Source organism: Methanocalculus pumilus (assembly GCF_055382585.1).
Genome location: NZ_AP042393.1, coordinates 139,909 through 163,222 on the forward strand (window position 1 = coordinate 139,909; position 23,314 = coordinate 163,222).

Consider the following 23,314-nt stretch of genomic DNA (forward strand, 5'->3'; position numbering starts at 1 on the left):
TAAAATTCAAAAATATTTATCACCCCTCATTCTATTCAAGACCAAATAGGTGTGTTTAAGTAAGCGTATCTCGTATCCTCATACGATGTGGTGTTATGAATAGCCGTATTCTTATTATTCTCTGTGGGGCGGTGCTTCTTTCCCTCCTTGCAGTTGCCGGATGTACGACAGATGCCCCGGCTGCCGGCTCTTCCGAATCGGAGATCACCGTCACCGATGGATTCGGGAGATCTGTTCCTGTACCATACCCGGTTGAGAGTATCCTCTGTTCGGGATCAGGCGGTCTCCGGTATGCCGTGTACCTGGAGAGCACTGACAGGATCATCGGTGTAGACAGCCAGGATAAGAATTATCGGGAGTTAGAGGGGAGGCCCTATGCTCTCATTCATCGCGATTATCTGATGACCCTCCCCCTCTTTGGGGAGCTGCGTGGAAAGGATGATCCCGAGAAGATCATTGCACTCAACCCTGATCTCGTCTTCAAGACCGGCTCAACCGGATCCTCCTATGCCACAAGCGGTCCCGAAGCAGATACGCTCCAGCAGAAGACCGGGCTGCCGGTCGTTGCGTTCCCCTATGGCTCCCTCAGAAACGATGCCGAGAAGGAAGAGATGGTAACTGCCCTCCGCCTGATGGGAACGGTTCTTGGCAGAGAGGATCGGGCTGAAGCGGTGATCGCCTATATCGAAGATACGATGGCGGATCTCGAATCACGCACCGGCGATATCCCGGTAACAGAACAGAAGCGGGTTTATATTGGCGGTGTCAGCAGTGCCGGAAACCAGGGCATCATCTCAACCGAGCCTGCATATCCCCCATTCCTCTGGGTGCATGCGGATAATGTCGCGGGTGGCCTTGGGATTGGACATGCCGATGTTGCAAAGGAGGCCCTTGTGGACTGGGATCCCGAGTATCTTTTCATCGATGTGAATACCATGACCTTGGATGATGAAGGTGCAATCGGGCAGCTGAAGCATGATCCCGCACTGAAAGGGCTCACTGCGGTGAAGGAAGGCAGGGTCTATGGAGTCCTCCCGTACAACTTTTATAATGTGAATCACGGAACTGTGCTTGCAAATGCATATTTTGTCGGGAAGGTTCTCTATCCCGACCGGTTTGAGGATATCGATCCGGCAGAAAAAGCAGATGAGATCTATTCCTTCCTGCTGGGAGAGCCGGTCTTTGAGCTCATAAACAGCCAGTATGGAAACCTCGGGTTCTCACAGATACAGATCTGATCCCCTCTCTTCTTTTTCCACTCAGGACTCTGGTCTCTCTCAGATCCGCCTGCTTATGGTTCGTGCATGAAGCCTGATCGCAACAGCGGTGAAGAGTACGGAGAACACCGCCAGTGCCGCGAAGTTGACGAACAGCGGAAAAGTCTCTGTTCCCATGATGCAGTAGCGGGCGATATCAGTGAAATAGGTGAGGGGTGAGCATACCGCAAGTACCTGCCCTGCGAATGGCAGCTGCTCCACCGGGATGAAGACGCCGCTGATGAAGATGAGCGGGAACTTCAGGAGGGAGGAGAGCATCATGATGTTTGATGGCACATTCGTCGCCGGTGTCGAGAGGAGGAGTCCGAGCGCCGAGAAGCAGATCGAGGCGAGGATGATCCCGGCTGCGAGTATGAAGGGGTGGAGAGGGATGATCCCGAAGATCACCCCGATTCCAATCGGGACTACGGTGATTCCAATCCCGAAGATAACAGAAGCAAACATATCCCCTGCGATCAGGGTCTTCATTGTCACCGGGCAGGCGATCAGCCGCTCTAAGGTCCGTGCCTGGGCTTCCCAGGGCTGGATCACAGGCGAGACAGCGGTTGCCGTGAAGAAGATCGTCATCGCTAAAAGCCCCGAGATGAGAAAAGGCATCGACAATCCCCGGTTTCCGGCTGCAAATGCCAGGAAGAGGAAGAGCGGCATGAAGAGTCCGAAGATGACAACCGGCCCTTTCGCATAGTAGATCCGGATATCCTTCTTCGCAATCGCAAAGGCCCGTTTTGCCTGTTCGGTGATGTTCTCCGGATTCATGTGGAATCAGCTCCCGTGAGCCTGAGGAAGGCTTCATCCAGTGTTGGTGCCAGCGTCCTGAGCATCTGAATCGTAACTCCCTTTTCTGCTCCGTATGTGGAAATAGCGTGGATGGTGGAATCGACATCCCCTGTCATGATCACCCATTTATCCCCCTCCCGGCGGGCGGACTCGATCCCCGGGAGAGTAGCGAGATCCTCAGCCGATCCGGCCGGATCGAAACTGACCTCGATGGTATGCAGCCGTTCTATCGCCATCTTCAGCCGCTCGGGCGAGTCGATGGCAGCTATCTGCCCCCTCCGCATGATCGCGATCCGGTTGCAGAGCTGGTTTGCTTCTCCCATGTTATGGGTCGTGAGGAAGATGGTGGTGCCGCCATCATTCAGCTCCCTGAGCATGTGTGTGATCAGGTGGGTGCTCTGGACATCAAGTCCGGAGGTCGGCTCGTCAAGGAAGAGGAGATCCGGTTCATGGAGGAGTGCCATGGCAAGGATCAGCCGCTGTTTCATCCCTTTTGAAAAGCCCTGCACCTTCTGATCGCGCCGTTCAAGCAGGCCGAGGTTTTGAAGGAGTGTTTCTGCCCGCTCCTCCGCATACCGCCGCGGGACGCCATAGAGCTCTCCCATCAGCATCAGGTTCTGCCAGGCAGAGATGTCGGTATAGGCATTTGCGGTTTCAGGCACCACCCCGCATCGCTGTTTTGCCCGGATCGGGGAAGATACGATATCGTGGCCGAAGATCACAGCAGATCCGCCGTCCGGCTGCATCACCCCGGTGAGCATCCTGACAGTCGTCGTCTTCCCTGCACCATTTTGGCCGAGGAATCCGAATATCTCTCCTCGTGCAACCGAGAACGAGATCGAGTCAACTGCGACGATATCGGAGAAGGTCTTCCTGAGATCTGTTGCGATGATCGCGTCTTCCTGATGATCTGTATCTGGCATTCGTCTCTCCACCGTATCTGCCCTTACTGTATTTCTTTTAGTGGGTGCTTGCTGATTATAGTTTTTTTCAAAATTATTTTACAATATTCAATTAATGTAACACAAAACACTATAAAATTACAAATAGGTATGTTAAAATAATCCCTATTACAATTTTCTTGTGATGTGATGTTATGAAAAATCGCATGTTTTGTATCATATCTGGAGTGCTTCTCATTGCACTCCTCGCAGTTGCGGGATGCGTCGGTGAAGCCGGCCCCTCCGCTGATCAAACGGCTGAGCAAAAAGAGATGACCCTGACCGACGGTTTCGGCCGGATCGTGACGATCCCGCAACCCGTAGAGAGCGTCCTCTGTTCAGGCTCAGGCACGCTCCGGTACCTTGTGTACCTCCAGGGTGAGGATCTGGTTGCCGGTGTCGACAGCATCGAGAAGCAGGGAAGGGAAGTTGAAGGGCGTCCCTATGCACTGGTGCACAGTAGCTGGCTGAAGGATCTCCCGCTCTTTGGTGAGTACCGTGGAAAGGATGATCCCGAGAAGATCATCGCCATCGGCCCTGATCTCGTCTTCAAAGGAGGATCAAGCGGGACTGCATATGGCACAAGTATTGCTGAAATAGATGATCTCGAGAGTAAAACCGGTGTTCCGGTGGTCGGGTTTGCCTATGGTTCGCTGAGAAACGAAGCCGAAAAAACCGAGATGTACACCGCCCTCCGGGTGATGGGCAAAACGATCGGACACGATGCCCGTGCCGAAGAGGTGATCGCATACATTGAGGCGACGATAGCTGATCTTGAGGCGCGTACCGGTGATATCTCTCCTGAAGAACGGAAGCGGGTCTATGTCGGGGGAGTAAGCTATGCAGGGGCTCAGGGTATTATCTCCACAGAACCGGCATATTCCCCATTCCTCTGGGTGCATGCAGATAATGTCGCATCCGGCCTCGGGACAGCACATGCCGATGTTGCAAAAGAGGCGATCGTGGACTGGGATCCCGACTATATCTTCATTGATGCGGGTACAACCCGGATGGATAATGAAGGCGCTGTCGGGCAGCTGAGGGATGATCCGGCTCTCAAGGGGCTCTCTGCCGTGAAAGAGGGACGGGTGTATGGAGTGCTTCCGTACAATTTCTATAACACCAACTATGAAACTGTCCTTTCAAATGCCTACTATATTGGCAAGGTGCTCTATCCCGACAGGTTTGAGGATATCGATCCTGTAGAGAAGGGTGAGGAGATCATGGCCTTCTTCGTCGGAAAACCGGTCTTTTCCGAGCTGAACAGCCAGTTCAACAACTTCGGATTCCATCCTGTATCGATCTGAGAAAAGATCTCCCTATCTCCCCTCTTTTCGTGCAATGGTGTCTTCAGTGGTTCTCTTCTTCCTTCGGATCCGATTCATCAGGGAGCGTACTGCTGTAAAAAGTGCCGCGGGCGCCCCGGTATGACCTGATCTCTTCTGCCTTCTCAAGATCACGCAGAATCTTCGCCACCTCGCCGCCGGACATGCCGGTGAGTGTAATAATATCCTCAATTGTCGAGGGCCGGCGGGAGAGCATCGCGCTGATCATCTCTTTCTCCTCCCCCAGTACGCCCGCTGATCCCGAAACCGGCGGTGAAAGGTTGATGATCTGAGTGATCTCTTCTCCAAGGAGCAACCGTATCCTGTTGAGGTCGGTTTCAGATGCCGCCTTCACCCAGCTCTCCGGGGCGGGGCGGTCGAGCGTGTTCAGCTGTACGCGATCGGGATTGATCGTTTTGATTGCGTCACTGAGCAGGGCGAGCTCTTCATCTGTCGTATTAATCCCCGGAATGATGAAGACCTCAAGCCAGATCTCACCCCGGTACTCCCGCCTGAACTCTTCCATCCCTTTGATGATTGCGTCGATCGAGAGGGATGGATGGGGGCGGTGGATCGCTTCAAATGTCTCCTGTTTTGCCGAGGTGAGTGTGGGTATCACCCGGTCTGCTGCCATCAGCTCTCCCCTCACATCCGGGCGGGTGAGGAGGCTCCCGTTTGTGAGAACACTGATAGTGTATGCAGGAAACTCCTTTTTTACCATCGCAATCACGTTTCCAAGTGAGAGTGAGAGGGTCGGCTCACCTGATCCGGCAAAAGTGACCGAGTCGAGATCCGGGCTTGTGGAGAGGAGGCTCCTGAGTTCTTCCATCACCTCGTCTTCTGGGATGAATGCGGCCCGCTGAACCGTCTGCATGGTGGTCTCCCCGCATTCGCAATAGACGCAGTTGTATGAACAGGTCTTATACGGGATGAGATCGATCCCAAGCGATCTGCCGAGCCGGTGCGATGCTACCGGGCCAAAGATATGCCGATATTTCATCTGCTCCTCCTGCCTCTGGTGACTTGGGGTTCTCCTGAGATAACTGCTTCTTTTGCTGCATGGTATGTAACGGCCTTTCGCCATTTTTTCACCAAAATATGCTAATTATTGCTTATTTTCCAGTAAATGCCGTATGTTGGTTACAGAGACATACTCGATTCATAACAAATTCAAAAAGGATATTCTTATTTAGTCCTTTATCCTACATTGATCTGAGGGAGTATAATGAATATTAAAATTCGTATTAAATTACTCCATAACCAACCAGCCGGACTCCGGGGCATCTCCGGCACAATACAGGCAGAGATCAGGGGTGGATAATCCATTGCATTTCGCAGATGGCGAGCTCCCCGAAGATTACCAGAAATATACCCGCCGGAAGGTTCTCTGGATACTTGGTGGGATTCTCGCCCTCTTCTTCATGCTCATCCTCTCGATCTCGGTCGGGGCTGTACACATTCCTCCCTCTGAGGTCTTTCTCACACTGATCGGCCAGAACCTCACCGACAAGTGGGATCGGATCATCTGGAATATCCGGCTCCCCCAGGCGCTTGCGGCGATCATCTGCGGAGCGGGGCTTGCGGTTGCCGGGGTTGCGATGCAGTCGATACTGAGAAACCCGCTTGCCTCCCCTTTTACCCTTGGTATCTCAAATGCGGGTGCGTTTGGTGCGGCGGTTGCTATCATCTTCCTTGGCACCGGCAGGATGACCTCGACGACTGCGGGTGCGGTGATCATCAATAATCCCTATGTAACAACCATCTGTGCCTTCATCTTCTGCATGCTCGCAACCGTTGCGATCATCGCGATCGCAAAGATCAAGGCTTCATCGCCGGAGGTCGTGATCCTCGCCGGTGTCGCACTCTCCTCGCTCTTTACCGCAGGGGTGATGTTCCTCCAGTATTTCTCAGATGATGCACAGCTTGCCGCGGTTGTCCACTGGACATTCGGCGATGTCGGGCGTGCCGGATGGTCTGAAGTCTACCTGATGGGGGCGGTTGTGATCGTTGCCTGTATCTACTTCATCGCAAACCGGTGGAACTACAATGCGATGGATGCCGGTGACGAGACGGCAAAGGGGCTTGGGGTGAATGTCGAGCGGCTCAGGAATGTCGGCATGATCGTTGCTGCCCTTGTCACAGCTGTCCTCGTCTCGTTCCTCGGCGTGATCGGTTTTGTCGGGCTTGTCTGCCCGCATATGGTCAGGCGGATCATAGGCGACGAGCAGCGGTACCTGATTCCGGGTTCAATTGTGATGGGTGCCCTCCTCCTCCTCGTATCTGATACCGTTGCCCGGCTGATTGTCGCACCCTATGTCCTCCCGGTTGCCATCCTGACGGCGTTCATGGGTGCTCCGGTCTTCATCTACCTGCTGCTCCGGGGGTATCACCGATGATCCTCAATGTTGATGAACTGAAGTTTATGTACCGGAACAAGGGGATCCTCGACGAGATCGCCTTCTCCATCAACGAGGGCGAGATTGTTGCGATCCTCGGCCCAAACGGCGTCGGGAAAACGACCCTCCTCAAGTGCTTAAACCGGATCCTTGTCCCGAAGCAGGGTGCAGTCTCTGTCTGCGGCGATATGATTGATTCGCTTGAACTGATGGAGATAGCACGGCGGATCGGCTATGTTCCCCAGCGGGTGGAGACCGGCAGATTAACCGGCTTTGATGCCGTCCTCCTTGGCAGGAGGCCGCATATCGGGTGGAATGTTTCTGAGAAGGATCTCCGGATCGTCGAGGCGGCATTCCGGACATTTGGGATCGAGCGGCTCCGCCTCCACTACATCGATGAGATGAGCGGAGGCGAACTCCAGATGATCGCGATTGCACGGGCGTTTGTCCAGGAGCCGAAGATCCTTCTGCTGGACGAGCCGACGAGTGCGCTTGATCTGAAGAACCAGATCGAGATTTTGCATCGGATCACCCATATCGTCACAGAGCACAACATTGCTGTCGTGATGACGATGCATGACTTAAATACGGCCCTTCGGTATGCAGATCGGTTCATCCTCTTAAAGGATCAGTCCATCCACACCTGTGGCGATAAGAATGTTATCACAGCCGACGAGATAGAGGCGGTTTACGGCGTCCCGGTGATGATCGGGGAGCTTGAAGGGGTTCCTTGTGTCATCCCCCGATGCCTCTGCAACGGAAATGGGAATGGAAAGAAAACGAAGATACCAACAGAGAAAGAAGGTAGTACTTATGTGTGAAACTCATGATCACCAGATGATGTCGTCGGGAAAATACCCGGCATTTGAAGAGTGTGTGAAATTCCATGGCCACTCATGCCCCGGCCTTGCAACCGGATACCGTGCCGCCCTTGCCGCAATGCAGGCGCTTTCTGTTGCCCGCCCCTATGATGAGGAGCTTGTAACAGTTGCCGAGACCAATGCCTGCGGTGTTGACGCAATCCAGCTTGTCACCGGCTGCACTGCCGGGAAGGGAAACCTGATCATCCATGATTATGGCAAGCATGTCTTCACCTTCTATTCCCGTGAGAAGAACAGAGCGGTGAGGATCCTGATCAAGAACCGCGATGCGCCAGACAGGGAAGAGATGGATGCCCTGCGGAAGAAGGTCTTCTCCGGCACTGCGACTGAGCCTGAAGAGAAGCGGTTCTATGAGCTGATGGCAGAGGCAACCGACGCAGTGCTCGCCATCCCGCAGGACGAGATCCTCACCGTCACCGAGGTTTCGTTCAATCCGCCCGAAAAGGCCCGAATCTTTACAACTGTCATCTGCCCGGACTGCGGGGAGCCGGTGGCGGATGCAAAGATGCAGACGGTGAATGGGAAGACTGTCTGTGCCACCTGTGCTCTGCCGAAAACAGAATAAATCACTTTTCTTCTCCCAATTTTGCAGGCCGGAATTTTGTTCGTCCATATCAAAAATACTATATCCTCTCCTGCCCTCTCTCTCCTGTGGTATGATGTTTGAGAAAACATTCATGTATGTGGGGCTTGCTGCCCTTCTGGTAATCGCCTGTTTTATGGCCGGGTGCATGGGATCTGATGGTACCGGTAAAGAGGAGACGATTGTGATCGGCGGGAAGCCGTTCAATGAGCAGTATATCCTTGCCCATATGATTGCCCTTCTCCTTGAGGAAGAGGGATATCGGACAGATATCCGGTCAGGGATGAATGATGCGACCCTTTTTGAGGGGATCAAAAGGGGGCAGGTTGATGTCTATGTCGAATATACCGGTACTGCCTACTCACAGCTGTTGAAGCTTGAGCCGCCTGAGACGTGGGAGCCGGATTTCGTCTACCAGCAGGTGAAGGACGGCCTTGCAGCAGAAGGGATTGATGTCCTCTTCAGGCTTGGCTTCAGGAACGACTATGCCATCGCAGTCAAAGAGTCATATGCTGACGAGAAGAACCTCAGAACCATCAGCGACCTGGTGCCTCATGCTGAAACCCTCGTCTTTGGATCCGATCTCGTCTTCCATGAACGCGAAGATGGTCTTCCGGGGCTGAAGGAGGTCTATGGTCTCACATTTGCGGATGTCAGACCGATGTCGCCGACCCTGATGTACGAAGCGATCGCAAACGATCAGGTGCAGGCGATCCCGCCATATACCACCGATTCACGGGTCGATCTCTATTCCCTGAGGGTGCTTCAGGATGATAAGGCGGCACTGCCACCCTATGAGACGATGCTCCTTCTGAGATCTGATCTCGCATCAGATGAACGGCTTGTCTCTGCCCTCTCTCTGCTCGATAACCGGATTGATACTGATGAGATGAGGGCATTAAATGCCGAATTTGATAATGACAAGCGTGAAGCCAGGGATATCGCCCGTGACTATCTCAGGAGAGAGGGATTAATCTCCTCCTGATTTTTATTCTGCCATACTCATTCAGGGAGCTGGTGTAATTCTGAAACGGCCGTTTGATCGTATCGATACAATCAATATCCATGGGATAACGAAGAGGTTTGGCGAGACGGTTGCAGTTGATGGGATCAGCCTTGATATCAGGGGTGGCGAACTCCTCATCCTGATCGGGGGTTCAGGGTCAGGGAAGACGACCACCCTCAGGATGATCAACCGCTTAATCGATCCCGATGAGGGGACGATCAGAATCAACGGGATTGATACCCAGACGATCGATGGGATCGTGCTGCGGAAGAATATCGGATATGTGATCCAGCAGATCGGTCTCTTCCCCCACATGACGATCCGTGAGAATATCGGTCTTCTCCCGACAATTGAGGGATGGAGCAGGGGGGAGATCGAATCACGGGTTGCAGAACTCCTCACCCTCGTCCATCTCCCCCCCGATCAGTTCATGGACCGGTATCCAAAGGAGCTCTCAGGCGGTCAGCAGCAGCGGGTCGGCCTTGCCCGTGCCCTTGTAATGAACCCTCCCCTCCTGCTGATGGATGAGCCGTTTGGAGCGCTTGATCCGCTTCTCAGGCGGCAGCTCCAGGATGAGTTCATCGGGATCAAGGAGGATATCGGCAAGACGATCGTCTTTGTGACCCATGATATCAATGAGGCGTTCCGGCTCGGTGATCGGATCGCGATCATGCATGAAGGGCGGATCGTCCAGCTCGGTACTCCGCGGGATCTCATCCTGAATCCGGCAGACGCGATGGTCTCTGATCTCGTAGGATCTGATCGCCTCTTTGGGCATATCGCGTCACTCACCGTATCGGATATGATGGTTCCTGCTTCTCCAATTGTATCAGGAGAGATGCCGGTTCAGTCGGCAATCGAGGTGATGGTACAGAGCGGATCAAAGGTCGCCGTTGTGAGGGAGAGAGCCTCCTCCTTCTCTGTTCTGCAGCTCTCCACCCTTCTCCAGAGGAGGGATGAGGTGAAAACGGTTCTGGGAGCAACAGATCCGCCATTCTTCCTCTCCATGGATGCTTCTCTCCTCTCTGCCCTTGAAGAGATGAAGGCCGCCTCAGTCTCTCTGGGTCTTGTTATGGAGGATGGGGAGCCGGCAGGGCTGCTTCTGCCGGACGATCTGATCAGCCGGCTTGTCTGATAGGGGTTGTTCTGGTGATAGATGAGATCACGGCTGTCTGGATCACCTACCACCTCACCGAACGGACAATAGAGCATCTCTGGATCTTCTCTATTGCGCTTATCGCTGCGATCGCCGTGGGTGTGGCAATCGGACTCCTCCTCTACCGGCAAAGACGGTATGCCCCTCCCGTCTTCTCTTCCCTAAATGCCATTGAGACATTCCCCGATATCGCACTCCTCGTCCTGCTCATCCCGCTTGCCGGGATCGGCACCGTCCCGACGATCATCGCCTGTGTCCTCTACTCGATCCTCCCGATCGCACGGAACACCTATACCGGCCTCATCTCTGTGAGTCCTGATCTCCTTGAGGTAGGCCGGGCAATGGGCCTCTCCGAACGATTCATCCTCCTGAAGGTCAGGTTTCCGCTGGCATTCCCGATGATCGCCGGTGGGATCAGGATCGCGATCGTCTTCACGATGGGGATCGTGACACTCGGCGGTATCTTCGGGGCAGGGGGCCTTGGTGCCCCCCTCCAGACCGGGATCAACCTGATTAGGCCGGATATCATCTTTGTCGCCGGGATCTGGGTTGGGATCCTTGCGGTGATCCTGGATGGCATCGCCGGTGGAATTGAGGCTTCGCTGAAGAGGAGGTTTGGATCATGGTGAGCGATCTCCTGCTGACCCCGATCATCCAGCATATCGTTCTTGCCTATACCGCACTCTTTGTGAGTATCGCGCTTGGTATTCCGCTTGCTATTCTCGCCCTGTACAGCAGGAATCTCCAGAAGATCGTGATGACGCTGGCAAACCTGATGCAGGCGGTACCGACTTTGGCGGTTGTGGCGATAGTGGTTCCCCTGATCGGGATCGGGTTCTGGCCGGCAATTGTTGCGATCATCCTCCGGGCACTCCTCCCAATAATTAAGAATACCTGGATCGGCCTCTCATCTGTTGATCCGGCGCTGATAGCCTCGGCTGAGGGGATCGGCCTCTCGGCATGGGATATCATCCGGTATGTCCGGCTCCCCAACGCCTATCCCGCCATCTTTGCCGGGGTGAAGTTTGCGGCGATCCTGGCAAACAGTGTCGCTATACTGACCGCGATGATCGGGAGCGGCGGACTTGGCTCGCTCGTCTTTGAAGGGCTTGCCGGGGTGAATATGATGAAGATGCTCTCCGGTGCCCTGCCTGCGATCGGAATTGCCCTCTTCCTTGATGCATCGTTTTCGTGGATGGAGAGGCGGCTTCTGCCGCGAGCTGGGGAGAAAGATTTGGAATGAATCATTCTCTCCCGGCTTTCCTCCTTTTGATGAAACCGGGCTTCTCATTGATGCGAAAAAAGTTGAAGCTTACGATGAACTTTTCATCTTCACCGCCAGATCAGATCATATGAAGTTACTTCCAATACTTGCATGCCTCTTTCTGGCAGCGTGCCTCGCGGTTGCCGGATGTGTGGGGGATCAGCAGGGCTCCCCGGATGAACGGGTTGAGCTGGCCCTTCCCGGAACAGAATGGGAACTGACCGCGATTGCGATCACCTCGGTGAACCTTGTTGAGGGAACAACGATCACCCTCGTCTTTGATGAGGAGAGCCTCGGCGGCACTGCCGGGTGCAACCTCTATTTCGGCGGCTACACCCTTGATGGGGACAGAATAGCCATTGATGGGATCGGCTCCACCCTGATGTACTGCGGGGAGGCGGGTGTGATGGAGCAGGAGCATCTCTATCTCTCGCTCCTCGGGGAAGCGGCATCGGCCCGGATTGATGGCGATACCCTGACCCTCTCTGATGCAGACGGGGAACCGAGCCTGATCTTTGCGAAGGTTCCGGAGAAGGCGTCCATTGCTCCTGCCCTGCCGGGGACAGCATGGGAGCTTGGGACGATCAGATCGAAAGATGGAACCGCCTTCTCGGTTCTGAGCGGGACCACAATCTCCCTCACCTTCGAAGAAGAAACACTCAGCGGCTCTGCCGGATGCAACCGGTACTTCGGATCCTATGACGTTTCCGGAGACAAAATTGCAATCTCCGGAATCGGATCGACGAAGATGTACTGTGGTGAAGCAGGGGTGATGGAGCAGGAGCAGCAGTACCTTGCAACACTCGGCGAGATCTCATCATATGAGATTGGATCAGAAACCCTCACCTTCTTTGATGACGAGGGAAATGCCAGGCTGGTCTTCCATCCAAAACCCAATGAAATAACCCTTGAGAGCGGAAAATGGATGCTCGAATCGATCACTGAAGATGGATCGCAGACAACCGTCCTCCAAGACCGTGCAGTGACCGCCATCTTTGATAACGGTTCTGTCGGCGGCACCGGTGGATGCAACAGCTATTCGGCAGCATACGAGGTTTCAGAAGATGGAAGACTGAAGATTGGAACACCGATCCAGACACTGGTCTACTGTATGCCGGAAGAACTGATGGAGCAGGAGAGCAGGTACTTCTCGCTCCTCGCCGATGTGGCAATGTTTAGGATTGATGGCGATACCCTGACCCTCTTTGATACAGAGGGGATAGCAACCCTCGTATTCAGGAGAGCCGCGGAATACTAACTCCCCCCCCCTCTTTCTTTTTTGGCTCATGTACTTTCACCTCCCTCTGATCGCCAATTGAAACCCTCGGGAATACCGGGTAGAGGTTTTTGGAAGAAGAGATGTTGATACACTTTTTTTATACTATGTCATCGCAGATGAGGCTATGATGAACAGAATGACGATTAACGCCGATCCGAGAGTTGATACCATAACCATGCCGGAGAATGTGCGTATCGGGCTCATGCTCCGGGAGCAGCGAAAAAAGTGTTCATTGCATGGATGCAATGAAGAGTTCTTCGGATTTGCGTTCGGCCAGTCACCTTTTCCCATACCAGAGCCGATATCTGATGCCTTAATCGCCAATGCAACGCAGGGCCACTATGTCGATGCGGCCGGCACTCCGGAGGTTCGTGAAGCGATCTCCGGTTTTTATGCACGACACTTCGGTATTGAGGCTGATGCAGACAGGGTGATCGTCGGGAATGGTTCCAAGGAACTGATGTTTCTGATCTTCTCTATGGTGAGCGGTTCAGTCATTCTCCCGTCCCCGTCATGGATCGGATATGCTCCCCAGCTGCGGTTCCTTGGGAAGCCGTACCATATACTCTCCACACGCCCGGAGAACGGCTATAAGATCGATCCACATGATCTCGATAACCTGCTTGAGAATATTGTTGATGGTCAGCATATCCTTCTCCTCAACAATCCCAACAATCCGACCGGGGCGCTCTACAATCATCAGGAGCTGAAAGAGATCACAGATATCTGCCGGAGGAGAGGATGCCTCGTGCTTGCAGATGAGATCTATGCCCTCACAACCTATGAGATCGGGAACTTCGTCTCCATGGGAGTGGTCTATCCTGAAGGCTGCTTTGTGACCGGAGGGCTCTCCAAGGATCGCTCTTCAGCCGGATACCGGTTCGGAGCATGTATCCTTCCATCTTCATGTTCAGAGAAGATGGCCATGGATTTTGCAAAACTCGCTGCAACGCTCTATACGAATATCACCACACCGGTCCAGTATGCAGCAGTGACTGCATACTCCCCAAATCCGGCTATTGAACGATATTTCAAGATGACCCGGGATATTCACCGGATGATGGGTGAATATTTTGCAGCAGCATTCTCCAACATTCCCGGAATAACCACCACCCGGCCGGAGGGTGCATTTTACTTCCTCATGGATATGAATGAGCTGAAACCAGCCCTGCAGAAGAAGGGAATCCAAACTGCCAACGATCTCCAGCATGCTCTCCTCTCGCATCCCTATCATGTGGCGACGGTGAGCGGGGATGCGATCATGATGCCGCAGGATAACTTCTCCTCCCGGATTGCATTCGTTGATTACGATGGTGCACGGGCACTGGATCTGTACCAGCAATCAAAGCCAGGGACGCAGGAGGAATGTTCACAGTTTGTCCGGAATGCAGCTCCACGAATGATCAACGGTGTTGATATGATCCGGAGGTTTGTGGAAGATCTGCATGAATAAAACAATGGAAAGGCTGCATGACCGATTATATTAAATATGCCCTTTGATACAGTGCAGACAGAGTAACACAGGGGGAGAGATGATGGACGAGACGATTCTCAATAAGCAACAGATAAAAGAGTGTGAAGAGAGCAGATGGGACTTTTCTGATCTGAAGGCGTTGTTTATCAACTGCACATTGAAGAAAACGCCGGATCTCTCTCATACAGAGGGGTTGATCAGGATATCAAAGGCGATTTTAGAGAAGAACCGTGTTGAGGTCGAGGTGATCAGGGCGGTTGATTACGATATCGCCTATGGGGTTTATCCTGATATGAAGGAGCATGGATGGGAGAAGGATGACTGGCCCGTTCTGTTCAGGAAGGTGATGGATGCGGATATCCTTCTCCTCTGTTCCCCCATTTGGCTTGGCGAAAAGAGCTCGGTCTGCCAGAAAGTGATCGAGAGGCTGTATGGCCAGTCCGGTGAGCTGAATGAGCATGGACAGTATGCATACTACGGGCGGACCGGAGGCTGTCTGATCACCGGCAATGAAGACGGAGCAAAGCATTGCGGGATGGGGATCCTCTATTCTCTCCAGCATCTTGGCTTTGTTATCCCGCCACAGGCCGATGCCGGATGGCTTGGTGAGATCGGTCCGGGGCCGTCGTACCTTGATCCCGGATCCGGCGGGCCGGAGAACGACTTTACAAACCGCAACACCACATTTATGACATGGAACCTGATGCATATGGCACGGATGCTGAAGGATATGGGGGGCATTCCGCCCCACGGCAACCAGAGGAGTGCCTGGGCGGCCGGATGCAGGTTCGATCATCCAAACCCGGAGTACAGATAGGGTGGCAGTAGCCGGATTATTTTTCAGCTACTAAAAACCCCCTCTCCTTTCTCCATGGGAGGAAAATCCTCATTATATTTCTTTTTATATCAAAAGATTCAGGGATAGATCGTCATTTTGTATCTTTTCTGCCCCCAGTCCCGGGATATATCCTCCCTTTCCGCTTTTGCTCTGTGAGTTATGATGGCATCTTCTCAGGTGCGGCTATCCTTTTCCGCGATCACCCCGCCGCATCTGAACTTTTTTCTGCATTTTATGGTATTTCCAAAGAGTGCAATCTGCCGTAATTACTCGTATTGATCGTTGAATGAAGGTGCCATCCAACGCGCAGTACCTGTTTGGTTTATATGCTGTCAAAACATGGCTTATAAGGTTTATTATTATCTTTAAATAGACCTCTAAAAAGCGATACCTCCGCGAAATGGTCTCCTCCCGATCTGATCTGCTCCCGGATGGAAAGTGCCCCTCTCCTTACGTCGCCTCTCCTGCTACTTTTGTCACATCCAGTAAAAGAGGTTAATTATGTTTAGTAAACCCGAAAATCTCCTTTAAAATTGCCTGAATGGTAAACCAACAACTTTAAGCTCTGAATCTGTCACCTCTCACATATCCGAGGTAAAACCTATGGAAATGAAGTATGTACCAACGACCTGCCCGTATTGCGGGACAGGCTGCAGCATGAACCTCGTCGTCGTTGACGGCAAGGTAACAGGCGTTGCCCCCTACCACCGCTCCCCTGTCAATGAAGGGAAGCTCTGTCCAAAGGGTGTGTATGCCCATGAATTCATCAACAGTGAAGACCGTCTGACCACCCCGCTGATCAAAAAGGACGGGAAGTTCGTCGAAGCGAGCTGGGACGAGGCATATGAGCTCATCGCCCAGAAACTGAAGACGTACAAGCCCGATGAGATGGCCGCTCTTGCCTCCGCGAGAACCTCGAACGAGGACAACTATGCGATCATGAAGTTCGCCCGCGGTGTCTTAAAGACCCGTCACATCGACCACTGCGCCCGTCTCTGCCACGCCTCGACCGTTGCCGGTCTTGCCGCTACATTCGGCTCCGGTGCGATGACCAACTCGATCGGTGACATCGCCCAGTCTAAATGCGTCTTCATCATCGGGAGCAACACCTTCGAACAGCACCCGCTGATCGGCCGGAGAGTCATGCAGGCAAAGAAGAACGGCGCGAAGATCATCTATGCCGATCCCCGTCTGACCCCTACCGGCAAACAGGCTGACCTGTACCTGCAGTTTAGATCCGGCAGCGATGTCGCTATTCTGAACGGTCTGATGCAGGAGATCATCCGAAACGGCTGGGAAGACAAGGACTTCATCACCACCCGTACAAAAGACTTTGAAGCGATGAAAGAAGTCGTGATGAAGCCCGACTACAGCCTCGAGAACGTCTCGAAGATCTCCGGCATCCCGGTCGACCAGCTGAAGACTGCCGCCGAGTGGATCGCGACATCCGGTGCCACAGCAATCCTGTATTCTATGGGTATCACGCAGCACACCACCGGTGTGGACAACGTCAAATCCGTTGCCAACATCCAGATGCTCTGCGGCAACCTCGGGAAACCTGGTGCCGGCGTGAACGCGCTCCGTGGCCAGAACAACGTGCAGGGCGCCTGTGACATGGGAGCACTCCCGGTCGTCTTCACCGGTTACCAGAAGGTGATCGATGAAGCCGCCCACAAGAAGTTCTCCGACGCCTGGGGCTTCCCTGACGGTATCTGTGAACCAAAGAACGGGTATGAAGTCACCACCATGATGGATGTCTTAACCGAGAAACCCGGTGAACTGAAAGCGATGTATATCATGGGCGAGAACCCGATGCTCTCCGACCCCGACCTGACGCATGTCGAACATGCAATCAAGAACCTCGAGTTCCTTGTCGTGCAGGATATCTTCCTGACCGAGACCGCCCAGCTTGCCGATGTCGTGCTTCCGGCGACCTGTTACGCCGAGAAGGACGGCACCCAGACCTCGACCGAACGGCGTGTCCAGCGGTTCCGGAAAGCCCAGGACCCGCCGGGCCAGGCAAAACTCGACTGGCAGATCTTTGCCGAACTCGCGGCGAAGATGGGATATGCAGCACAGTTCCCCTGGCAGAGTGCCGAAGATGTCTTCACCGAGATCGCTCAGGTCACCCCGTCCTATGCGGGTATGAACTACGAGCGTCTGAACAAGCCCGAAGCGCTCCACTGGCCCTGCCCGGCAGAAGATCACCCTGGGACCCCGATCCTGCATATCGGCAAGTTCTCGCACCCCGATGGTCTGGGTGTCTTCTCCCCGATCGAGTTCAGGTACCCGGCCGAAGTTCCGGATGCCGAATACCCCTATGTCTTCACAACCGGCAGGAACCTGTTCCACTGGCATACTGGTGGCATGACCCGCCGTTCAATCTCGCTTGAGAGTGAGGTTCCAACCGGCTGGATCGAGATCAATTCTGAAGATGCAAAAGATCTCGGTGTTGTCGACGGCGAGATGGTAATTGCCAAAACCCGCCGTGGTGAGATCAGGGTGCCTGCCCGCGTGACAAAGGAGATCATGAAGGGTGTGATGTTCATGCCGTTCCACTTCGCAGAATGTGCGGCAAACATCCTGACCAACAATGCACTTGACCCGATCGCAAAGATTCCGGAGTTCAAGGCCTGTGCAATAAAAATTGAGAAGATACAGGAGGCCTGAAGATGGTAGCAAAAGGCGATATGCTCTATGCATGGGCATCAACAGAAGAGTGTGTCCAGAAAGGCGAATGCGGCGGAGCAGTATCCACGCTCCTGAAGTATGCACTTGAGAGCAGGATGGTCGATGGCGTCCTTGTGGTAAAGAAGGGATCTGACATCTATGATGCAACGGTTGAGATCGTGACCGATCCCGCCGAGGTTGAGAAGGCAGCCGGCTCGCTCCACTGCGGAACACTCCTCCTCTCAAAGATCCTGACAAAATATCTTGAGGGAGCAAATGGCATGAAACTCGCCCTGCCGGTGAAAGGGTGCGATACGATGGGTATCCTTGAACTCGCAAAGCGGGAGAAGATCAATCTCGACAATCTCTATCTGATCGGACTCAACTGCGGAGGCTCGGTCTCCCCGGTCGATGCGACGAAGATGATCAGAGAGAAGTTCGGGACAAATCCCGCCGATGTCGTGAAAGAGGAGATCGACAAGGGTCAGTTCATCATCATCAAAAAAGACGGCTCCCACCAGGGTATCTCCATTGATGAGCTGGAAGATGAGGGATATGGCCGGAGGACAAACTGCCGGCGCTGCCTCTACAAAGTCCCCCGCCAGGCAGATCTTGCCTGTGGTAACTGGGGGGTTATTGGTGAGAAGGCCGGAAAGGCAACCTTTGTTGAGGTCTGCTCCGAGAAGGGTGCAAACCTTGTTGAAGAAGCAACTGCCTCGGGCGCACTTGCAACCGCTCCGGCTGATCCGAAGGGGATTGCGATCCGTGGCAAGGTCGAAGGCGCAATGCTGAAGCTCGGTGAGAAGTGGAGGAAGAAGGATTTCTCGGCACTCTCAGGGGATCTCTGGGACTCGATCAAGGAGGAGACCTCCCGCTGCATCAAATGCTACTCCTGCATCGAAAACTGCCCGGTCTGCCTTCCAAATGAAGCTGAACTGAAGAAGGCAACCACGATGGTCCCAACCGGTCAGATTCCGCCGAATCCGATGTTCCACATGCGGAGGTTTGCCCATATCTCGGATTCCTGTATCAACTGCGGCCAGTGCGAGGAATTATGCCCGATGGATATCCCGCTTGCGCTCTTCTCCCATGCAGTCAGGGTGGAATGCGATGCGACATACAATCCGAAACTGGGGTCTGCCCCCTATAAAAACTAATATTTTCTGTGCGGAAAACAATGGCACGATCCGGGGAGGTTTATCATCTCCTCTCTCTGGTTTTTTTGTTCTACTCCCATTAGTGAATGGGATAAAACGTATGGAGATGGGAGATGAGTGATCTTAGGAACCGCTCTCCTGAATATGAGCCTGTCTCATAGTTGTCTCCTCTTAAAATAGATGGGATTGTTGATATTTTTGGTTAAAACGTTCAATCTGCATCGAGTGATACTCCTCTTCGATCTCAATGCTGATACTGTTCCGCCCCCATCGTGCTGCTGCCAGGGCAGTTGTGCCGGTGCCACCAAAGGGATCGAGAATGGTATCGCCGACAAAGGAGAACATTCTGATGAGCCGCTCTGCCAGTTCCAATGGGTATGGTGCCGGATGATTGCGGGTGGATGCTCCTTTCAGATCCCAAATCTGCCTGAACCATATCTTCTGGTTCTCTTCAGAGATGATTGAGAGTAGCCGGGCTGTGTGGGTAGTCTTTCGGTATCCCCCCGGCTTTCTCTGGAAGAGGATGTACTCGATATCATTCTTGACTATGGCGTTAGGCTCATAGGGTTTTCCCAGGAACGATCCCGGAGATTGCGACTCAAAGGAGGCATTGGCGATCTTATACCAGATGATCGGTGCAAGATTATCAAACCCGATCAACCGGCAGTGCTCCTGTATTGAAGCATGGAGTGGCATTACACTATGCCGCCCGGTACTTCTGCGTGGGAGGCAGACATCGCCGACGACGATGACCAGCCGCCCCCCCGGAACAAGGATCCGATGGATATGCTGCCAGACGCGATCGAGTTCTTCAAGGAACTTATCATAATCTCCGATCTGCCCAAGCTGCGATTCTTTTTCAGGGTACGTTTTCAGTATCCAGTATGGTGGTGAGGTAACGACCAGATGAACGCTCTCGTCAGGTATGTATCCAAGGTTTCGGCAGTCTGTATTGATAAAACGGTGAGCTGTCGGGATGCTTGCAGAGAGTGCTTCGATCTCTTTCATCAGGATTTGATCTTTGGCAATGAATGGTATTGCACGTTGCCCCATCTCCCCGGCAACTGCCGCAATTTCCGGATGAATAAATGATTCCAGTTGCCTGTCTATATTTGATTGATTGGCATAGAGTGTCTTTTCAGGAAGATTGTGTTCGGGAGTTCCGGATTGGGCGGCGTGAGAGATCATGTACCTGAGTAGTAGTTGATGCACATGTTATGATAAATGTCCCGATCGCAATGTGAAAGTGAAGGTTTGATGACAGGCCAGCCAATTGGGCGTGAAGTAGCTGGCTTTTTAGGGGTGCTTCCAACCTCCGCCAGACTGTCGTTCCTCGCTTCTGCTGAAACTAAAAACACTCACGCCCCGCACACTCCGCTCAGCCCCATTGCCCCTGTCTCTGACATATGATGTGCCGGAGCAGGAGTGGGGCGGGCTGCCTTCTTATGCAGAACCCCCCCTGCCCGGCAGGAGCCACCACAATGGCAGTAGATTTCGAACAGATACGGAGCAACAAGACCGCGGTCCGGGACCTTCCGGCACCGCTTGTTGATACCGCGGCCCTTGAGGCTGTGGTTGCGCATGTACTTGAGAACAACCCCTTCGGCTGTGTGCCGTACGAGTCCGGCGGCGAGACGATCCCGGGCGTGGTCCGTGGCCGCGAGCAGTATACCGCCCGGATCGTGTACCTTGATGATGGCAAAAAGGTCGGTGCAGCAGCCGTCACCGCCGGAACAACCGCCGGGATGAATGCGGCAGCGGATGCCGTCCTCGCAGATGCAGCACTCACGGCAGCCGTCGGTGGGACACCGGAGCGTGACCAGAACAGGGATTCATACTCCTGCCAGCTGAAGTGCCGCGATCCAAATGGCGAGAACTATACCCTCACGTTTGGGAGAAAGGCCGTCCGGCTGACCGGCTATGATGACGAGGCAATCCTTGCAGCAGTCGAGGACTGGGCAGACACAATAGCAGCCCTGAGCTGAGCGAAAAAGGCGAGGGGATCTCCTCCTTTTCCCTTTTATGAGTTTTTATTCTTTCTTTTGGCGATTTTTTTGGGCAGCATCTCCTCATGTGTGCCCTTCTGCTGGTGGAGGGTGGGGAGTTTTATTCCGACGGATCTGGGGAATTTTATCCCGATGAAACATGGGAAAAGTAAACTGACATTGGCCCATTTCCTCGTATCTGCTGGCGACTCCCGGATGATATTACTCATAATTCCCGAGGATATTCCGGGCAATCCATACCCGGAAGACAGAGTCGAGTATGCCATACCTCCCCTCGCCGGGCTTGTCGATGGTCATGGTATTGGTGAGATCTCTCATCGAGGCGGTGAGCGAGGATGACTGCGTCTCCATATCTGCCGCTATCTCTTTCAGCCTGCGGGTCCTTGCGGCAGAGAGGTACTTCAGGATATCCTGCTGCTGCCTGCTGAACTTGCATGAGTATCGTGATTCAAACTCGCTGTCGAACTCATCAAGCATGGAGGAGAATGCGAGCTCTGTGTCATCTGAGGTGACCGTATCCCTCCCTTCAAGGATGGCATGCTGGTACAGTAAGAATCCCATCTTCTGGAAATAGAATGGGAATCCGTCAGTGTAGCTGTAGAGGGTGTGAAGGGCATCGCCAGTGATTGTGATCTTCTGCATTAATAGCCGGGAGCGGATGTACCTGCTGACTGCCTCCTCTCCGATCGGCTCGAGCCGGACTTTTGCTGCCATCAGGTAGAGGGGCGAGTCCGGTTTCAGGAAGACCTTGTTCAGGAGTGCAACTGAAGATCCCGAGAAGATGTACCGCACATCCGGCCGGCTGTCCATATGGGTCTTGAAGAGGCTGAAGATCGCGGGATTGAATCTGCTCAGCTCCTGGAACTCGTCAAAGGCGATGACGATCTGCTCTCTGCTCTCGTCTGCCAGGTCTCCGATGAATGCAAAGGTCTCTTCGATGAGCTCGGGCTCGCTCACCTCGTTCTCCCGGAAACGGAGGTATATCTCTCCGATATGCTCGATACTCCCTCCAATCTCTGCAATTGATCGGGTGGCACGGGTGATTGTTGCCTTGAAGATATCAGAGAACTTCCGTGCAAGCCCCTTTGCCCGGTGCTTCTCCTCATAGGCTTCGACCATTGCCCGTGAGGTGATCCTGAAGAAGTCGGCCGGGTGGGTGATCATCCGGCAGTTCACCTGGACGAAGAGGACCTCGCCCCCGATGCTCGTCCTGAGATTTTTCAGGAGCGAGGTCTTCCCGATCCGGCGTGGGCCGATGATGACGTTATGCTGTGCCCGGGAGAGGAGATCGAGCCTGATCCGGCTCACCTCCTCATCCCTGCCGATGAAGTAGGGGGGCTCGACCTCGCCCCCGACGATGAATATCTGTTCGGCCATGTGATCTGATCCTTTGGTTTTGGTGGGTGGGTTGGTGTGGGTGTCTGGTGATGGTTTTCGCCGGTGATTTGCTGGCGGTTGGTGTATCTGGTTTTCACGATAGTGGTTTTTGGCGATTGAGGGATTTGGGGGGTAACTTGTGGGGTGCATGTGGGGTAGCTTGTTGAGTACTTGTGGGGTGTTCCTCCCCTTTGGCGGTGATCCGAGGGGAGTGAATGTGATTTCAATCGTCCCCATGGTATCAGGGGAATAGGAGAGGGAGGGGAATTTAGCGGATCAGCTTACGGGGTACCTGCGGGGTACCTGCGGGGTACCTGCGGGGTATTTGTGGGGTACTTGTGCGGTACTTGTGGGGTGTTCATCCTGTCTGGTAGTGATGAAATGGCGGTTTAGGTGAGCTCAATTCTCTCTAAACTGTCGCAATAATTGGAGAAGGGGGGATACTCTTACCGGCTCAGCTTGCATGGTACTTGCACGCTACTTGCATGGTGCTTGCGCTATAATTATCGTGTAATTTGTGGTTTTTCCCTCCTGTTAGGTGGTGGTAAAGGAGCGTTAATCCGGGTTCAATTGGCTTTAAGAAGCTTTAAAATTGGAATATGGGGGATTCTTTTACCGGCTCAGCCTGCGCGGTACCTGCGCGGTACTTGCATGCTACTTGCATGGTGCTTTCGCTAAAATTATCGTGTAATTTGTGGTTTTCCCTCCTGTTAGGTGGTGATGAAAGTGGCGTGAATATGGGTTAATTTGGCTTTAGGGGGCTTTAAAATTGGAATATGGAGGTTTCTTTTACCGTCTCAGCTTGCGCGGTACTTGCGCGGTGCTTGCACGGTGCTTGCACGGTGCTTGCATGCTACTTGCATGGTGCTTTCGCTAAAATTATAGTGTAGTTTGTGGTTTTCCCTCC

General features: G+C 53.5%; 20 protein-coding genes. 15 read left to right on the top strand and 5 right to left on the bottom strand.

Features of this window, described 5'->3' with window-relative positions:
* Positions 1-95 precede the first annotated feature (95 nt).
* Entirely contained in the window at positions 96-1,238 is a 1,143-nt protein-coding gene (locus tag ACZ44I_RS00745) for an iron ABC transporter substrate-binding protein (protein WP_464549625.1), read from the top strand.
* Positions 1,239-1,277: 39 nt separating this feature from the next.
* Here ACZ44I_RS00745 and ACZ44I_RS00750 read toward each other — a convergent pair whose 3' ends face one another.
* Entirely contained in the window at positions 1,278-2,033 is a 756-nt protein-coding gene (locus tag ACZ44I_RS00750) for an ABC transporter permease (RefSeq protein WP_464549623.1), read from the bottom strand.
* Positions 2,030-2,977, bottom strand: coding sequence for an ATP-binding cassette domain-containing protein (locus ACZ44I_RS00755; protein WP_464549621.1), 948 nt, complete (start codon positions 2,975-2,977; stop codon positions 2,030-2,032). Before ACZ44I_RS00755 ends, ACZ44I_RS00750 begins: the two co-directional genes overlap by 4 nt.
* Positions 2,978-3,150: 173 nt before the next feature.
* On the opposite strand from ACZ44I_RS00755, the gene ACZ44I_RS00760 reads away from it, so the two are divergent.
* Positions 3,151-4,302 carry an iron ABC transporter substrate-binding protein gene (locus ACZ44I_RS00760; RefSeq protein ID WP_464549619.1) on the top strand — a complete coding sequence of 384 codons (1,152 nt, stop codon included), beginning with the start codon at positions 3,151-3,153 and terminating at the stop codon, positions 4,300-4,302.
* 43 nt (positions 4,303-4,345) lie between these two features.
* Here ACZ44I_RS00760 and ACZ44I_RS00765 read toward each other — a convergent pair whose 3' ends face one another.
* Positions 4,346-5,320, bottom strand: coding sequence for a radical SAM protein (locus ACZ44I_RS00765; protein ID WP_464549617.1), 975 nt, complete (start codon positions 5,318-5,320; stop codon positions 4,346-4,348).
* Between the two features lie 325 nt (positions 5,321-5,645).
* On the opposite strand from ACZ44I_RS00765, the gene ACZ44I_RS00770 reads away from it, so the two are divergent.
* The 12 genes from ACZ44I_RS00770 (at position 5,646) to ACZ44I_RS00825 (ending at position 19,024) form a co-directional block, all read left to right on the top strand.
* On the top strand, positions 5,646-6,716 hold the full coding sequence (locus tag ACZ44I_RS00770) for a FecCD family ABC transporter permease (RefSeq protein ID WP_464551674.1): 1,071 nt from the start codon (positions 5,646-5,648) through the stop codon (positions 6,714-6,716).
* Positions 6,713-7,537: an ABC transporter ATP-binding protein gene (locus tag ACZ44I_RS00775; protein WP_464549615.1), complete on the top strand. Its 825-nt coding sequence runs from the start codon at positions 6,713-6,715 to the stop codon at positions 7,535-7,537. The genes ACZ44I_RS00770 and ACZ44I_RS00775 overlap by 4 nt, the downstream gene beginning before the upstream one ends.
* Entirely contained in the window at positions 7,530-8,162 is a 633-nt protein-coding gene (locus ACZ44I_RS00780; RefSeq protein ID WP_464549613.1) for an FmdE family protein, read from the top strand. The genes ACZ44I_RS00775 and ACZ44I_RS00780 overlap by 8 nt, the downstream gene beginning before the upstream one ends.
* A 91-nt stretch (positions 8,163-8,253) precedes the next feature.
* Entirely contained in the window at positions 8,254-9,165 is a 912-nt protein-coding gene (locus ACZ44I_RS00785) for a glycine betaine ABC transporter substrate-binding protein (RefSeq protein WP_464549611.1), read from the top strand.
* Between the two features lie 85 nt (positions 9,166-9,250).
* A complete protein-coding gene (locus ACZ44I_RS00790; RefSeq protein ID WP_464576631.1) occupies positions 9,251-10,321 on the top strand; it encodes an ABC transporter ATP-binding protein in 1,071 nt (356 codons plus the stop codon).
* A gap of 14 nt (positions 10,322-10,335) precedes the next feature.
* Positions 10,336-10,971 carry an ABC transporter permease gene (locus ACZ44I_RS00795; protein WP_464549609.1) on the top strand — a complete coding sequence of 212 codons (636 nt, stop codon included), beginning with the start codon at positions 10,336-10,338 and terminating at the stop codon, positions 10,969-10,971.
* On the top strand, positions 10,965-11,585 hold the full coding sequence (locus tag ACZ44I_RS00800; RefSeq protein WP_464549607.1) for an ABC transporter permease: 621 nt from the start codon (positions 10,965-10,967) through the stop codon (positions 11,583-11,585). The genes ACZ44I_RS00795 and ACZ44I_RS00800 overlap by 7 nt, the downstream gene beginning before the upstream one ends.
* A 109-nt stretch (positions 11,586-11,694) precedes the next feature.
* Positions 11,695-12,864: an META domain-containing protein gene (locus ACZ44I_RS00805; protein WP_464549605.1), complete on the top strand. Its 1,170-nt coding sequence runs from the start codon at positions 11,695-11,697 to the stop codon at positions 12,862-12,864.
* A 145-nt stretch (positions 12,865-13,009) separates the two neighbouring features.
* Entirely contained in the window at positions 13,010-14,338 is a 1,329-nt protein-coding gene (locus tag ACZ44I_RS00810) for a pyridoxal phosphate-dependent aminotransferase (protein WP_464549603.1), read from the top strand.
* A gap of 79 nt (positions 14,339-14,417) precedes the next feature.
* Positions 14,418-15,176: a flavodoxin family protein gene (locus tag ACZ44I_RS00815; protein WP_464549601.1), complete on the top strand. Its 759-nt coding sequence runs from the start codon at positions 14,418-14,420 to the stop codon at positions 15,174-15,176.
* A 624-nt stretch (positions 15,177-15,800) separates the two neighbouring features.
* Positions 15,801-17,867 carry a formate dehydrogenase subunit alpha gene (fdhF, locus tag ACZ44I_RS00820; RefSeq protein ID WP_464549599.1) on the top strand — a complete coding sequence of 689 codons (2,067 nt, stop codon included), beginning with the start codon at positions 15,801-15,803 and terminating at the stop codon, positions 17,865-17,867.
* Between the two features lie 2 nt (positions 17,868-17,869).
* Positions 17,870-19,024, top strand: coding sequence for a Coenzyme F420 hydrogenase/dehydrogenase, beta subunit C-terminal domain (locus ACZ44I_RS00825; RefSeq protein ID WP_464549597.1), 1,155 nt, complete (start codon positions 17,870-17,872; stop codon positions 19,022-19,024).
* 171 nt (positions 19,025-19,195) lie between these two features.
* Here the strand turns inward: ACZ44I_RS00825 and ACZ44I_RS00830 are convergent, their stop codons facing one another.
* Complete coding sequence (locus ACZ44I_RS00830; RefSeq protein WP_464576555.1) at positions 19,196-20,236, bottom strand: DNA-methyltransferase; 1,041 nt, start codon at positions 20,234-20,236, stop codon at positions 19,196-19,198.
* 269 nt (positions 20,237-20,505) lie between these two features.
* On the opposite strand from ACZ44I_RS00830, the gene ACZ44I_RS00835 reads away from it, so the two are divergent.
* Positions 20,506-21,009 carry a hypothetical protein gene (locus ACZ44I_RS00835; protein WP_464549593.1) on the top strand — a complete coding sequence of 168 codons (504 nt, stop codon included), beginning with the start codon at positions 20,506-20,508 and terminating at the stop codon, positions 21,007-21,009.
* A gap of 222 nt (positions 21,010-21,231) precedes the next feature.
* Here the strand turns inward: ACZ44I_RS00835 and ACZ44I_RS00840 are convergent, their stop codons facing one another.
* Entirely contained in the window at positions 21,232-22,407 is a 1,176-nt protein-coding gene (locus ACZ44I_RS00840; protein ID WP_464549591.1) for an AAA family ATPase, read from the bottom strand.
* Positions 22,408-23,314 lie beyond the last annotated feature (907 nt).